Annotated in this window: 17 protein-coding genes; 14 read left to right on the top strand and 3 right to left on the bottom strand. The window is 60.8% G+C overall.

Features of this window, described 5'->3' with window-relative positions; all coding sequences use genetic code 11:
• Nucleotides 1-33 precede the first annotated feature (33 nt).
• The 6 genes from hslU (at nt 34) to L6D81_RS16645 (ending at nt 7,171) form a co-directional block, all read left to right on the top strand.
• Complete coding sequence (gene hslU / locus L6D81_RS16670) at nt 34-1,371, top strand: ATP-dependent protease ATPase subunit HslU (RefSeq protein WP_236181097.1); 1,338 nt, start codon at nt 34-36, stop codon at nt 1,369-1,371.
• A 76-nt stretch (nt 1,372-1,447) separates the two neighbouring features.
• Nucleotides 1,448-1,825, top strand: a complete 378-nt coding sequence (locus L6D81_RS16665) for a gamma-butyrobetaine hydroxylase family protein (protein WP_011332068.1) — start codon at nt 1,448-1,450, stop codon at nt 1,823-1,825.
• A gap of 258 nt (nt 1,826-2,083) precedes the next feature.
• Nucleotides 2,084-3,763 (top strand): class II poly(R)-hydroxyalkanoic acid synthase, encoded by a 1,680-nt coding sequence (gene phaC / locus L6D81_RS16660; RefSeq protein WP_039772445.1) that lies wholly within the window; start codon nt 2,084-2,086, stop codon nt 3,761-3,763.
• A 69-nt stretch (nt 3,764-3,832) separates the two neighbouring features.
• Nucleotides 3,833-4,687 carry a poly(3-hydroxyalkanoate) depolymerase gene (gene phaZ, locus L6D81_RS16655; RefSeq protein WP_007952412.1) on the top strand — a complete coding sequence of 285 codons (855 nt, stop codon included), beginning with the start codon at nt 3,833-3,835 and terminating at the stop codon, nt 4,685-4,687.
• Nucleotides 4,688-4,839: 152 nt separating this feature from the next.
• Nucleotides 4,840-6,522, top strand: coding sequence for a class II poly(R)-hydroxyalkanoic acid synthase (gene phaC / locus L6D81_RS16650; protein ID WP_236181096.1), 1,683 nt, complete (start codon nt 4,840-4,842; stop codon nt 6,520-6,522).
• 28 nt (nt 6,523-6,550) lie between these two features.
• Nucleotides 6,551-7,171, top strand: a complete 621-nt coding sequence (locus tag L6D81_RS16645) for a TetR/AcrR family transcriptional regulator (RefSeq protein ID WP_236181095.1) — start codon at nt 6,551-6,553, stop codon at nt 7,169-7,171.
• A 100-nt stretch (nt 7,172-7,271) separates the two neighbouring features.
• Here the strand turns inward: L6D81_RS16645 and L6D81_RS16640 are convergent, their stop codons facing one another.
• The 3 genes from L6D81_RS16640 to L6D81_RS16630 form a co-directional block, all read right to left on the bottom strand.
• Nucleotides 7,272-8,138: a phasin family protein gene (locus L6D81_RS16640; protein ID WP_236181094.1), complete on the bottom strand. Its 867-nt coding sequence runs from the start codon at nt 8,136-8,138 to the stop codon at nt 7,272-7,274.
• 10 nt (nt 8,139-8,148) lie between these two features.
• Nucleotides 8,149-8,571 (bottom strand): phasin family protein, encoded by a 423-nt coding sequence (locus L6D81_RS16635; RefSeq protein WP_039772451.1) that lies wholly within the window; start codon nt 8,569-8,571, stop codon nt 8,149-8,151.
• Nucleotides 8,572-8,732: 161 nt separating this feature from the next.
• On the bottom strand, nt 8,733-9,008 hold the full coding sequence (locus tag L6D81_RS16630) for a polyhydroxyalkanoic acid system family protein (RefSeq protein ID WP_007952417.1): 276 nt from the start codon (nt 9,006-9,008) through the stop codon (nt 8,733-8,735).
• A 164-nt stretch (nt 9,009-9,172) separates the two neighbouring features.
• On the opposite strand from L6D81_RS16630, the gene ubiE reads away from it, so the two are divergent.
• The 8 genes from ubiE to tatC all read left to right on the top strand — a co-directional run.
• Nucleotides 9,173-9,943, top strand: a complete 771-nt coding sequence (gene ubiE / locus L6D81_RS16625; protein WP_007952418.1) for a bifunctional demethylmenaquinone methyltransferase/2-methoxy-6-polyprenyl-1,4-benzoquinol methylase UbiE — start codon at nt 9,173-9,175, stop codon at nt 9,941-9,943.
• Nucleotides 9,943-10,566: a ubiquinone biosynthesis accessory factor UbiJ gene (locus L6D81_RS16620; RefSeq protein ID WP_236181093.1), complete on the top strand. Its 624-nt coding sequence runs from the start codon at nt 9,943-9,945 to the stop codon at nt 10,564-10,566. Before ubiE ends, L6D81_RS16620 begins: the two co-directional genes overlap by 1 nt.
• Complete coding sequence (gene ubiB / locus L6D81_RS16615) at nt 10,563-12,167, top strand: ubiquinone biosynthesis regulatory protein kinase UbiB (RefSeq protein ID WP_236181092.1); 1,605 nt, start codon at nt 10,563-10,565, stop codon at nt 12,165-12,167. Before L6D81_RS16620 ends, ubiB begins: the two co-directional genes overlap by 4 nt.
• Before the next feature lie 80 nt (nt 12,168-12,247).
• The gene (hisI, locus tag L6D81_RS16610) at nt 12,248-12,649 is read left to right on the top strand and encodes a phosphoribosyl-AMP cyclohydrolase (protein WP_007909357.1); all 402 of its coding nucleotides are present in this window, start codon (nt 12,248-12,250) and stop codon (nt 12,647-12,649) included.
• Nucleotides 12,642-12,974, top strand: coding sequence for a phosphoribosyl-ATP diphosphatase (locus L6D81_RS16605; RefSeq protein ID WP_236181091.1), 333 nt, complete (start codon nt 12,642-12,644; stop codon nt 12,972-12,974). The genes hisI and L6D81_RS16605 overlap by 8 nt, the downstream gene beginning before the upstream one ends.
• A gap of 25 nt (nt 12,975-12,999) precedes the next feature.
• On the top strand, nt 13,000-13,278 hold the full coding sequence (locus L6D81_RS16600; RefSeq protein WP_007952423.1) for a twin-arginine translocase TatA/TatE family subunit: 279 nt from the start codon (nt 13,000-13,002) through the stop codon (nt 13,276-13,278).
• A gap of 10 nt (nt 13,279-13,288) precedes the next feature.
• Nucleotides 13,289-13,735, top strand: a complete 447-nt coding sequence (gene tatB / locus L6D81_RS16595; protein ID WP_236181090.1) for a Sec-independent protein translocase protein TatB — start codon at nt 13,289-13,291, stop codon at nt 13,733-13,735.
• Nucleotides 13,732-14,232 (top strand): twin-arginine translocase subunit TatC (tatC, locus tag L6D81_RS16590; RefSeq protein ID WP_236181089.1); only part of this gene is annotated, 501 nt, incomplete at its 3' end. The genes tatB and tatC, both read left to right, overlap by 4 nt.

Here is a 14,232-nt window from a genome sequence, read left to right as displayed (position 1 = left end):
CGGCTTGTTTCTGCTTGAGGACCGTCAATTATTATGTCCATGACTCCCCGCGAAATCGTCCACGAACTCAACCGCCACATCATCGGCCAGGACGATGCCAAGCGCGCTGTCGCGATTGCCCTGCGCAACCGCTGGCGCCGCATGCAGCTGCCTGAAGAGCTGCGCGTTGAAGTGACCCCGAAGAACATCCTGATGATCGGCCCGACCGGCGTCGGTAAAACCGAGATCGCCCGTCGCCTGGCCAAACTGGCCAACGCGCCGTTCATCAAGGTCGAAGCGACCAAATTCACCGAAGTCGGCTATGTCGGCCGCGATGTCGAATCGATCATCCGTGATCTGGCCGACGCCGCGATCAAGATGCTGCGCGAGCAGGAAATGACCCGCGTTCGCCACCGTGCCGAAGACGCCGCCGAGGACCGTATTCTCGATGCTCTGCTGCCGCCGGCCCGCATGGGCTTCAGCAACGAAGAAGCGCCGAGCCAGGATTCCAACACCCGCCAACTGTTCCGCAAACGCCTGCGCGAAGGTCAGCTGGACGACAAGGAAATCGAGATCGAAGTCGCCGAAATGGCCGGCATCGAAATCGCCACGCCTCCGGGCATGGAAGAAATGACCAACCAGTTGCAGAACCTGTTCGCCAACATGGGCAAGGGCAAGAAGAAGGCCCGCAAGCTCAAGGTCAAGGAAGCACTGAAGCTGGTCCGCGACGAAGAAGCCGGTCGCCTGGTCAACGAAGAAGAGTTGAAGGCCAAGGCCCTGGAAGCGGTCGAGCAGCACGGCATCGTGTTCATCGACGAGATCGACAAGGTCGCCAAGCGCGGCAATGTCGGCGGTGCCGATGTGTCCCGCGAGGGCGTGCAACGTGACCTGCTGCCGCTGATCGAAGGCTGCACCGTCAACACCAAGCTGGGCATGGTCAAGACCGATCACATCCTGTTCATCGCCTCCGGTGCGTTCCACCTGAGCAAGCCGAGCGACCTGGTGCCGGAGCTGCAAGGTCGCCTGCCGATCCGTGTCGAGCTCAAGGCCCTGAGCCCGCAGGACTTCGAACGCATCCTCAGCGAACCGCACGCCTCGCTCACCGAGCAATACTGCGCGCTGCTGAAGACCGAAGGCCTGAACATCCAGTTCCAGCCGGAAGGTATCAAGCGTCTGGCGGAGATCGCCTGGCAGGTCAACGAGAAGACCGAGAACATCGGTGCCCGTCGCCTGCACACGCTGCTCGAGCGTCTGCTGGAAGAGGTGTCGTTCAGTGCCGGCGACCTGGCCAGCGCCCACGACGACAAGGCGATCCAGATCGACGCCGAGTACGTCAACAGCCACCTGGGCGAATTGGCGCAGAACGAAGACCTGTCCCGTTATATCCTGTAAGCCATACTTACAGTGGTCGTGAAACTGTGGGAGCCATCGGCTCCCACAATTTTTTCCACCTGACGGAACGCCGGCGATGACCCAACTCCCCACCGACATCAAACTGCACAAAGCCTCGAAAACCCTGTCGCTCAAATACGCGTCCGGCGAGGAATACACCCTGCCCGCCGAATTCCTGCGCGTGCATTCCCCCTCCGCCGAGGTCCAGGGCCACGGCAAACCGATCCTGCAATTCGGCAAGCTGCACGTCGGCCTGACCAAAGTAGAACCGGCCGGTCAGTACGCACTGAAACTGACCTTCGACGACGGTCACGACAGCGGTCTGTTCACCTGGGATTATCTTTACGAGCTGGGGCGACGTCATGACGCACTCTGGGCCGATTATCTGGCCGAGCTCAAAGCCGCCGGCAAAACCCGCGACCCGGACCAGTCCGTCGTCAAGCTGATGCTCTAGTCCGCGCCTCGGACTGTTTAGAGGGCATTTTCTAGATTCATCTGTTTGAATGCTCCGCTAAAGCGGCCCGGGATCGGCTGCTTGCGAAAAAAATCAATCTCGGGTAACCAATGGAACTGGCAAGTTCCCTGCAGTGCTCTACGACTGTAAAGCAGCTATGCAGAATCAACGGTCACCCGAGCAGTAGTACCTGGCATTGGCTGTGGAACTGCACAGCAGAAAACCGGGTACTCGTCTCAGGACAATGGAGCGTCGTAGATGAGTAACAAGAATAACGATGATTTGAAGTACCAGGCCTCGGAGAACACCCTGGGGCTGAATCCTGTCGTTGGGCTTCGCGGAAAGGATCTGCTGGCCTCTGCTCGAATGGTGCTGACCCAGGCCATCAAACAACCGATCCATAGCGTCAAACACGTCACCCAGTTCGGCCTCGAACTGAAGAACGTGCTGTTCGGCAAATCCGACCTGCAACCGGCGGGCGATGACCGTCGCTTCGTCGATCCGGCGTGGAGTCAGAACCCGCTGTACAAACGTTATCTGCAAACCTACCTGGCGTGGCGCAAGGAACTCCATGCCTGGATCGACGACAGCAGCCTCTCGCCCAAGGACATCGCACGCGGCCACTTCGTGATCAACCTGATGACCGAGGCCATGGCGCCCACCAACACGGCAGCCAACCCGGCGGCGGTCAAACGTTTCTTCGAGACCGGCGGCAAGAGCCTGCTCGACGGGCTCTCGCACCTGGCCAAGGATCTGGTGCACAACGGCGGCATGCCGAGCCAGGTCAACATGGGCGCGTTCGAGGTCGGCAAAAGCCTGGGCGTGACCGAGGGCGCGGTGGTGTTTCGCAACGACGTGCTGGAGCTGATCCAGTACAAGCCGATCACCGAACAGGTGCACGAGCGCCCGCTGCTGGTGGTGCCGCCGCAGATCAACAAGTTCTATGTATTTGACCTGAGCCCGGACAAGAGCCTGGCGCGTTTCTGCCTGCGCAACAATGTGCAGACCTTCATCGTCAGCTGGCGCAACCCGACCAAGGAACAGCGCGAGTGGGGCCTCTCGACTTACATCGAAGCCCTGAAGGAAGCGGTCGACGTGGTCACCGCGATCACCGGCAGCAAGGACGTCAACATGCTCGGCGCCTGCTCCGGCGGCATCACCTGCACCGCCCTGCTCGGCCACTACGCGGCGATCGGCGAGAACAAGGTCAACGCCCTGACCCTGCTGGTCAGCGTGCTCGATACAACGCTGGACAGCGACGTCGCGCTCTTCGTCGACGAGCAGACCCTGGAGACCGCCAAGCGCCATTCGTATCAGGCCGGCGTGCTCGAAGGCAAAGACATGGCCAAGGTCTTCGCCTGGATGCGCCCCAACGATCTGATCTGGAACTACTGGGTCAACAACTACCTGCTCGGCAACGAGCCGCCGGTGTTCGACATCCTGTTCTGGAACAACGATACGACTCGACTGCCGGCCGCGTTCCACGGCGACCTGATCGAGATGTTCAAAAACAACCCACTGATTCGCCCCAATGCACTGGAAGTGTGCGGCACGCCGATCGACCTCAAGCAGGTGACCGCCGACATCTTCTCGCTGGCCGGCACCAACGACCACATCACGCCATGGAAGTCCTGCTACAAGTCGGCGCAGCTGTTCGGTGGCAAGGTGGAATTCGTGCTGTCCAGCAGCGGGCATATCCAGAGCATCCTGAACCCGCCGGGCAACCCGAAATCGCGCTACATGACCAGCGACGAAATGACCGCCAATGCCGATGACTGGCAGGAAAACTCGACCAAGCACGCCGACTCCTGGTGGCTGTACTGGCAGGCGTGGCAGGCCGCGCGTTCGGGCGAGCTGAAAAAGGCGCCAACCAAACTGGGCAACAAGGCGTATCCGGCAGGTGAAGCTTCACCAGGCACTTACGTACACGAGCGGTAACCGACACACCTCACTCCCTTTTCGGGAGTGAGGTGAACACTGAGATTGCGACCCACAGGGCCTTGAAGCATGCCGCACCCGTTCATCTTTCGAACTGTCGAGCTCGATGGCCAGACCATCCGCACGGCGGTCCGCCCCGGCAAGCCTCACTTGACGCCCTTGCTGATATTCAACGGCATCGGCGCCAACCTGGAGCTGGTGTTTCCTTTTGTCGCGGCGCTGGATCCGGACCTGGAAGTGATCGCCTTCGACGTGCCCGGTGTCGGTGGTTCTTCGACGCCGAGCCGACCGTATCGCTTCCCCGGGCTGGCGAAACTCACCGCGCGGATGCTCGATTACCTCGACTACGGACAGGTCAACGTGATCGGCGTGTCGTGGGGTGGCGCGCTGGCGCAGCAGTTCGCCTACGACTATCCCGAGCGCTGCAAGAAGCTGGTGCTGGCGGCGACCGCGGCCGGTGCGGTGATGGTGCCGGGCAAGCCGAAAGTGCTGTGGATGATGGCCAGCCCACGGCGCTACATCCAGCCGTCCCATGTGATCCGCATCGCCCCGATGATCTACGGTGGCTCGTTCCGTCGCGACCCGACACTCGCCGCCAGCCATGCGGCCAAGGTGCGTTCGGCGGGCAAACTCGGCTACTACTGGCAACTGTTCGCGGGCCTGGGCTGGACCAGCATTCACTGGCTGCACAAGATCCACCAGCCGACGCTGGTGCTGGCCGGCGATGACGATCCGCTGATTCCGCTGATCAACATGCGCATGCTCGCCTGGCGAATCCCCAACGCGCAGCTGCACATCATCGACGACGGGCATCTGTTCCTGATTACCCGGGCCGAGGCGGTGGCGCCGATCATCATGAAATTCCTCCAGGAGGAACGTCAGCGTGCGGTGATGCATCCGCACCCGACACCGCTGGGCGGATAACGGTCCCGACCCGGTTTTCTGGACAGTTCCTTGCACAGTATTTTTTGAACATGCGTGGCAGGACGCCGCGCAGGCAACAACCCGCAACAGCGTCTATGGTGTTCTGGTTCGGTGTGTTTGTTTTTGGCCTGAAGACGAAGGAGTGTTGAGTCATGCGTGACAAACCAGCGACGGGCGTCGTGCCCAGCCCCGCCGTGTTCATCAATGCACAGAGTGCCATGACCGGTCTGCGTGGCCGCGATCTGATCTCGACCTTGCGCAGCGTGGCGGCCCACGGCCTGCGCAATCCGATCCACAGTGCAAAACACGCCTTGAAGCTGGGGGGCGCGCTCGGACGCGTGCTGCTCGGCGAAACCCTGCATCCGACCAATCCACAGGACAGCCGTTTCGCCGATCCGGCGTGGAGCCTGAACCCGTTCTATCGGCGCAGCCTTCAGGCTTATCTGGCCTGGCAGAAACAGGTCAAGAGCTGGATCGACGAGAGCAGCATGAGCGACGACGACCGCGCCCGCGCGCACTTCGCCTTCACCCTGCTCAACGATGCCGTGGCGCCCTCCAACACCCTGCTCAATCCGCTGGCGGTCAAGGAACTGTTCAACTCCGGCGGCCACAGTCTGGTGCGCGGTCTGAGCCATCTGGTCGATGATCTGCTGCACAACGACGGTCTGCCCCGGCAGGTGACCAAACAGGCTTTCGAAGTCGGCAAGACCGTCGCCACCACCACAGGGTCAGTGGTGTTTCGCAACGAAATGCTCGAGCTGATCCAGTACCGGCCGATGAGCGAAAAACAGTATGCGAAACCGCTGCTGGTGGTGCCGCCGCAAATCAACAAGTACTACATTTTCGACCTCAGCCCGAGCAACAGCTTCGTCCAGTTCGCCCTGAAAAACGGTTTGCAGACCTTCATGATCAGCTGGCGCAACCCGGATGTACGGCATCGCGAATGGGGCCTGTCGACCTACGTCGAAGCCGTGGAAGAAGCGATGAACATCTGCCGGGCGATCACCGGCGCCCGCGAGGTCAACCTGATGGGCGCCTGCGCAGGCGGGCTGACCATCGCCGCGCTGCAGGGGCATCTGCAAGCCAAGCGGCAGTTGCGGCGGGTCTCCAGCGCCACCTATCTGGTGAGCCTGCTCGACAGTGAAATGAACACCCCGGCCACTCTGTTTGCTGATGAACAGACCCTGGAAGCGGCCAAGCGGCGCTCCTATCAGAAAGGCGTGCTGGACGGCCGCGACATGGCCAAGGTGTTTGCCTGGATGCGCCCCAACGACCTGATCTGGAGTTACTTCGTCAACAACTACCTGCTGGGCAAGGAGCCGCCGGCGTTCGACATCCTCTACTGGAACAACGACAGCACCCGCCTGCCCGCCGCGTTTCACGGCGACATTCTGGACTTCTTCAAGCACAACCCGTTGACCCATCCGGGCGGCCTGGAAGTGTGCGGCACGCCGATCGACCTGCAGAAGGTCACGGTCGACAGTTTCAGCGTGGCCGGCATGAACGACCACATCACACCCTGGGATGCGGTGTATCGCTCGACGCTGTTGCTGGGCGGTGAGCGGCGCTTCGTGCTGTCCAACAGCGGCCACGTGCAGAGCATTCTCAACCCGCCGGGCAACCCGAAAGCCCATTACGTCGAGAACAGCAAGCTCAGCGGTGATCCGCGCGCCTGGTACTACGACGCCAGGAAAGTCGACGGCAGCTGGTGGCCGCAGTGGCTGGAGTGGGTGCAGCAGCGCTCCGGTACCCTGCACGAAACCCAGATGACCCTCGGCAACGCCAATTATCCACCGATGGAAGCGGCACCCGGTACCTATGTGCGTGTGCGCTGACTGACCCGAACCCTTTTAAGAAGACTGGATGAAAACAAGCGAACGGATCCTCGAATGTGCCCTGCAGTTGTTCAATGAAAAGGGCGAGCCGAACGTCTCCACGATGGAGGTTGCCAATGAAATGGGGATCAGCCCCGGCAACCTCTACTACCACTTCCACGGCAAGGAACCGCTGATTCTCGGATTGTTCGAGCGTTTCCAGAACGACCTCGCCCCGCTGCTCGACCCGCCCGCCGATGTCGAACTGGCGCCGGAGGATTACTGGCTGTTCCTGCACCTGATCGTCGAACGGCTGGCGCAATATCGTTTCCTGTTCCAGGACCTGTCGAACCTCGCCGGGCGCCTGCCGAAACTGGCCAAGGGCATTCGCCAGTTCCTCAATGTACTCAAGCGTACGCTGGCCTCATTGCTGGCTCGGCTGAAGGCGTCGGGGCAACTGGTCAGCGACACCCAGGCACTGGGGCAACTGGTGGAGCAGATCACCATGACGTTGCTGTTCTCGCTGGATTATCAGCGGATTCTTGATCGTGAAGGGGAAGTGCGGCTGGTGGTGTACCAGATCATGATGCTGGTGGCGCCGCATCTGTTGCCGCCGGTGAAGGTGGCGACAGAGAGGATGGCTTTGCAGTACCTCGAGGATCAGGAGTAACGGAAAAGCCCTCTCCTTTGGGGAGAGAGACGACTTCTAAATCGCCCAAACAAAAACGCCCGACCTTCACAGGCCGGGCGTTTTCTTGAGCCCTGAAAAATCAGGACTGACTGGTTGGCGTCGACGGCGTCGATGCAGCAGTCGGAGCAGGCGCCGGGGTTGGAGCCGAGGCGGAGTTCGACGTGCTTGCCAATGCTTGCGGTGTGGTCACCGGTTTTGGTGCTGCAGCTTTCGGCGCAGCGGCTTTCGGCGCGGCCGGTTTTTTCACTGCAGGCTTTTTCGCCGCAGCCGGTTTGGTGGCAGGCTTGGCAGCGGGTTTGGCGGCAGCGGTTTTCGCGGCCGGTTTGGCCGCAGTTTTAGCGGCTGGTTTTGCAGCTGGCTTGGCGGCAGCCTTGGCGGCAACCGGTTTGGCCGCGGCTTTCGCTGCAGGCTTGGCGGCAGCGGTTTTGGCTGCTGGTTTTGCGGCCGGTTTGGCGGCGGCTTTAGCCAGTGGCTTGGCAGCGGTTTTGGCCGCAGGCTTGGCTGCTGCGGTTTTCGCCGCGACAGGTTGAGCTTTCAGGCCGGTGAGTTTTTCGATCTGCTTGGTCAGGGTATCGACCTTTTTGTGCAGATCCTTCACCTCATTGCGGCTCGGTACGCCCAGGCGCGAAATCGCACTGTTCAGGCGCTTGTCGAAAGCCCCTTCCAGTTGATCCCAGGTGCCCAGCGCGCGATCTTTCACGCCGCTGATGCGCGATTTTGCCGAGCTTGCAGAATCCTTGGCAGCATCGACTTTCTTGCCTACTGCAGCCTTGGTGAGCTTCTCGGCTTTCTCGCCGTCTTTGACCAATGTATCGAAGAGCTTGCTGCCGTCAGTGTCGATCTTCGAGTACACGCCTAAACCAGCCAGCCAGATCTTGCGGGAATAGTCTTCGACTTTTCCGATCCACGAGCTGCCTTCTTTATCGGTGTTCTTTTTACCAGCCATCCCGTTCTCCTTAAGATTTACGCGCGACGCGTTCGAGCAATGCCGTCAGCTCATCGAGCTTAGCAGAGAGTGTCTCAACGTCATGTTTAGACGGAATGCCGATACGATTCAAGGCACTGGCGACACGTGTGTCGAACGCCTTCTCGACCTTGTCGAGCTGAACTTCGACACGCCCTTTGAAAGAGCTGACTTCGCTCTTGGCTTCATCGATCTCGGCGTTGGCCGCTTCGAGTTTTTCGGTGACGGCTTTTTTGCCTTTCTTTTCAACAGTTTGACCAGCCTTGATCAACTCCTGAAAGTACTCGCTGCCCTCCTGACCGACCTTGGTGTAGGCACCCAGGCCTGCCAGCCAGATCTTGCGGGCATAGGACTTGACGTCGCTCAGAGCAGAAGTCGAGGCGTCGATTTTTTTCTTCAAAATGACTTTGGCCATGGTGCACCTCACGCGCAGAAGATTTGAGGAACTGCCCTGACGAGTGTCGGGCTCAGGCACAAAGTAGGGAGAAAAATTAGAAACGGCACCCTAACAACTGACATAAAAGGCAGGTGCACGAGAAAAAAACGGGGAGCCCGAAGCTCCCCGTTTTGTCCTGATCAGACCAGCGCTTTGTCCAGCGCCTTTTCGATCTCGGCTTTGATCATGCCGCTCATGGCCGACATCATCAGGCCCAGTTCCACGTCGACCCGGATCGAATCCTCGGCCACATGCACCGCGCCCTTCACGCCCGACCGCTTGAGGTTCAGGACATCACCCGACCACTGCGGCTCCAGGCCATATTGATCGGAGAGTTTCTGCGCCAGTTTGTCGGCTTTCTCGCGGGCTGCTTCCTTGCCCAGGCTGTGGGCACGCTCAACACTGATATGGGCCATTGAATGACTCCTGCTTTTGAATGGGGCTATGAATGCCTGCAACGAATCTTGACCGCCACTGCGGCAAATCGTCCCGAAGGTTGCCCATCTTACCTTTAGCCATTCCAAGACAAAGCATGGCTTGGGGATTAGAATGTCGCGCATTCTCTTTTGGTGACAGCGATATGACTGATCAGCGCAAAGGCAGCGATGCCGAACCCACCACTCACTTCGGCTTCAAAAACGTTCCGGAAAGCCAGAAAGCGGAAAAAGTCGCTGAGGTGTTCCACTCCGTGGCCGCCAAGTACGACCTGATGAACGACCTTCTGTCGGGCGGCATGCACCGTCTGTGGAAGCGTTTCGCGATCGAACTGTCGGGCGTGCGCGCCGGCAACCGCGTGCTGGACATCGCCGGCGGCACGGGCGATCTGACCAAGAAGTTCTCGCACCTGGTCGGCCCGACCGGTCAGGTGGTGCTGGCCGACATCAACGAATCCATGCTCAAGGTCGGTCGTGACCGCCTGCTAGATGTCGGCGTGTCCGGCAATGTCGAGTTCGTCCAGGCCGACGCTGAAAAGCTGCCGTTCCCGGACAACCACTTTGACTGCGTGACCATCGCTTTCGGCCTGCGCAACGTGACGCATAAAGAAGACGCCCTGCGCTCGATGCTGCGCGTGCTCAAGCCGGGCGGCCGCCTGCTGGTGCTGGAATTCTCCAAACCGACCAATGCGCTGATGTCCAAGGCCTACGACGCCTACTCGTTTGCCTTCATGCCGCTGATGGGCAAGCTGATCACCAACGACTCGGAAAGCTATCGCTACCTGGCCGAATCGATCCGCATGCACCCGAATCAGGAAACCCTGAAGTCGATGATGGTCGACGCCGGTTTCGACCGCGTGACCTATCACAACATGACCGCAGGCATCGTCGCCCTGCACCGCGGCATCAAGCCCTGATGCTGCTGACCGGGCTGCTGGCCAGCGTCGAACTCGGCCTGAACCGCATGGTGCGTCTCGACAGCACGGCGCTGCCGCGACTGGCCCACCTGACCGGCAAAGTGATTGCCGTGGATTGCCGCAGCCCGGCGCTGCAACTGTTCATCCTGCCGAGCGACGAAGGCCTGATGCTGTCATCCCATTGGGAAACCGGCGTCGACTGCACCCTGCGCGCCCCGGCCTCGAGTCTGATGAAACTGGCCCTGAGCAAGGACAAGACGGCGGTGCTGCACGCACCGGAAGTCGAACTCGACGGCGACAGCGGCGTGCTGCTGGAGCTGGCGGGCGTGCTGCAGGACCTGGAGCTGGACTGGGAGTACGAACTCTCGCGCTGGCTGGGACCTGTCGCCACGCAACTGGTCGGCGGTCACCTGCGCAGCCGCGCCCGCTGGTATCAACAAGGATTTGCCAGCCTCAACCAGAACCTCGCCGAATACCTGGCCGAAGAGTCGCGCACCCTCGTCGGGCAGCGCGAAGCCGAAGCCCGCTTCAGCGAACTGGACCGGATCAAACTCGATCTGGAACGTCTCGAGGCGCGCTTCGAGCGCCTTTCCCGATCCCTCGACCCAAGCGATAACGCATGAAGCTGCTCGCCGTCCGCCGTCTGTTGCGCATCCAGCGCGTCGTGATCCGCTACCGCCTCGATGACCTGCTGTTCGATCTGCCTTTGCCGTGGTTCCTGCTGGCGCTGCGCTACGTCCTGCCGTGGCGCTGGTTCCCGCGCAAACCGCTGGAGCTCAGCCGTGGGGCACGCCTGCGCCTGGCGTTGCAGGACCTGGGGCCGATTTTCATCAAGTTCGGGCAGATCCTCTCGACCCGCCGCGACCTGCTGCCGGAAGACATCGCCGATGAGCTGATGCGGTTGCAGGATCGCGTGCCGCCGTTCGATTCGCAGCTGTCGGTCAAGCTGATCGAAGAGCAACTGGGCAAGAAGATCAGCGAAGTGTTCAGCCGTTTTGACGTCGAGCCGCTGGCCTCGGCCTCGGTGGCGCAGGTACACGCCGCGCAACTGAAGACCGGCGAAGAAGTGGTGGTCAAGGTGATCCGCCCGGGCCTGAAACCGGTGATCGCTCAGGATCTGGCGTGGTTGTTCATCCTCGCCCGCGCCGCCGAAAAGGTCTCCGCCGACGCCCGTCTGCTGCACCCGGTGGACGTGGTCAGCGACTACGAAAAAACCATCTACGACGAACTCGACCTGTTGCGCGAGGCGGCCAACGCCAGCCAGTTGAAGCGCAACTTCGAAGGCTCGCCGCTGTTGTATGTGCCACAAGTCTATTGGGACTGGTGCCGGCCGAAAGTGCTGGTGATGGAGCGCATCTACGGGATTCAGGTGACCGATCTGGCGACCCTCGCCGACCAGCGCACCGACATGAAGATGCTTGCCGAACGCGGCGTGGAGATTTTCTTCACCCAGGTGTTCCGCGACAGTTTCTTCCACGCCGACATGCACCCGGGCAACATCTTCGTCAGCACCGTCAACCCGTGGAGCCCGCAGTACATCGCGATCGACTGCGGCATCGTCGGCAGCCTGACCCCGGAAGACCAGGATTATCTGGCGCGCAACCTGTTCGCCTTCTTCAAACGCGACTACCGCCGCGTGGCGCAATTGCACATCGATTCAGGCTGGGTGCCGGCGGAAACCAAGCTCAACGAATTCGAAGCGGCGATCCGGACCGTGTGCGAACCGATCTTCGAAAAACCATTAAAAGATATTTCATTTGGCCAGGTGCTGATGCGCCTGTTCCAGACTGCGCGGCGCTTCAACATGGAAGTGCAGCCGCAACTCGTATTGCTGCAAAAGACCCTGCTGAACATCGAAGGCCTGGGCCGTCAGCTGTACCCGGACCTCGATCTGTGGAACACCGCGCAGCCGTTCCTCGAACGCTGGATGCGCGAGCGTGTCAGCCCCAAAGCCTTGCTCGGCAACGTCCAGAGCCAGTTCGAACAGCTGCCGCACCTGGCCAACATGGCCCGCGACCTGCTCGAACGGATGTCCCAACCCCACGCCAACGACCCGCCACAACCGTGGAAAAAACGCAAGGACGACTGGTTCCTGCGCCTGCTCGGCAGCGCTCATCTGGCGGGCGGTACGATCCTCGCCGCCGGTGGCCCGTTGCACGAACTGGGGCATTGGCCCGCCGGGATCATGGTGGCCGTCGGCTTGTATCTGGTCGTTCGCCGATAGCCAGTTCCGTGAACGGCTGGCACACTGTTTCAACGCCTGAACCCGACTATTGAAGTGTGGGTTCGCTGTCGGAGTCGAAGATGAAAAACTGGCTGGACGAGATCAAGTGGGACGCCGATGGCCTGGTGCCGGCGATTGCCCAGGATCACAAGACCGGACGCGTATTGATGATGGCCTGGATGAACCGCGAAGCCCTGGAGCTGACTGCCGCGGAAAACCGTGCCATCTATTGGTCACGTTCCCGTGGCAAGCTGTGGCGCAAGGGCGAAGAGTCCGGCCACGTACAGACGCTGCATGAAATGCGGCTGGACTGCGACGCCGACGTCATCATCCTGATGGTCGAACAGATCGGCGACATCGCTTGCCATACCGGCCGTCAAAGCTGCTTCTACCGCGTCTTCGAAAACGGCGACTGGAAAACGGTCGACCCGGTCCTGAAAGACCCGCACGCCATCTATTCCGCAGGACACAAACATGAGTGACACCCTGACCCGCCTTGCTCAGGTACTTGAGGAGCGCAAAGGCGCAGCCGCCGACAGCTCGTATGTCGCCAGCCTGTACCACAAGGGTCTGAACAAGATTCTGGAAAAGGTCGGCGAAGAGTCGGTCGAAACGATCATTGCCGCCAAGGACGCCGCCGTCAGCGGCGACTGCAGCGACGTGATCTACGAGACGGCCGACCTGTGGTTTCACAGCATGGTCATGCTCGCCCAACTGGGGCAGCATCCGCAGGCGGTGCTGGATGAACTGGATCGCCGTTTCGGCCTGTCCGGACACGTCGAGAAAGCCTCGCGTCCGTCCACCTGAACAACTATCAGAGAGGAACAGCAACATGGGCATTTTTGACTGGAAACACTGGATCGTCATCCTGGTGGTCGTGGTACTGGTGTTCGGTACCAAGAAACTGAAAAACCTCGGCACCGACGTTGGCGAATCGATCAAGGGCTTCCGTAAAGCCATGAACGACGACGAAAAACCGGCCGATCCGACCGTCACGCCTGCGCAACCGGTGCCACCGGTCCAGCCGCAAGCCACCGCTCAGGCCAACCCGCCGCACACCATCGACGTGCAGGCGCAGAAAGTCGAAGAGCCGATCCGCAAAGACGTGTGAGCACTGACGAATGTTTGGTATCAGCTTCTCTGAACTGCTGCTCGTCGGCCTCGTTGCCCTGCTGGTGCTGGGCCCCGAGCGTCTGCCGGGTGCTGCGCGCACCGCCGGCCTGTGGGTCGGACGGCTGAAGCGCAGCTTCAACGCGATCAAACAGGAAGTTGAGCGTGAAATCGGTGCCGACGAAATCCGTCGGCAACTGCACAACGAGCACATCCTGTCGCTGGAACAGGAGGCGCGGAAGATTTTCACGCCGGTTCAGCAGGAGCCGACGCCGGTCGAGCATGTGGGTGAGCAGACGATTCACAGCCCTGCCGCTCCAACGCCAGCGGCACCTGCTGTAGCGCCAACCGAATCAGCGCCTGTCGTCGCGCCAGCCTCGGTTGAACACGTAGCCCAAACCGCCGCGCCGACCACACCAGCGCCTCACGACACCACTCAGCCGCCGCGAGCCCCATGAGCGATCTCCCCGAAAACGACCAGCACATGCCGCTGGTTTCGCACCTCACCGAGTTGCGCACCCGCCTGCTGCGTTGCGTGGCGGCGATCTTCATCATCTTCGCCGGGCTGTTTGCCTTCACCCAGCAGATCTACACCTTCGTCTCGACGCCGCTGCGTGAATACCTGCCGGCCGGCGCGACGATGATCGCCACCGACGTGTCGTCGCCGTTCCTGACGCCGCTGAAGCTGACGATGATGGTCTCGCTGTTCCTGGCGATCCCGGTGATCCTGCATCAGATCTGGGGCTTCATCGCACCCGGCCTGTACAAGCACGAGAAGCGTATCGCGGTGCCGTTGCTGATCTCCAGCATCCTGCTGTTCTACACCGGCATGGCGTTCGCCTACTTCTTCGTGTTCCCGCTGATCTTCAAGTTCTTCGCCTCGGCCACCCCGGCCGGCGTGGAAATGATGACCGACATCACCAGCTACCTCGATTTCGTCATGACGCTGTTCTTC

The organism is Pseudomonas sputi (genome assembly GCF_021603585.1).
GTDB lineage: Bacteria > Pseudomonadota > Gammaproteobacteria > Pseudomonadales > Pseudomonadaceae > Aquipseudomonas > Aquipseudomonas sputi.
Note: the sequence above shows the minus strand (reverse complement) of the source record. Positions and strands in the feature narration are given on the sequence as shown.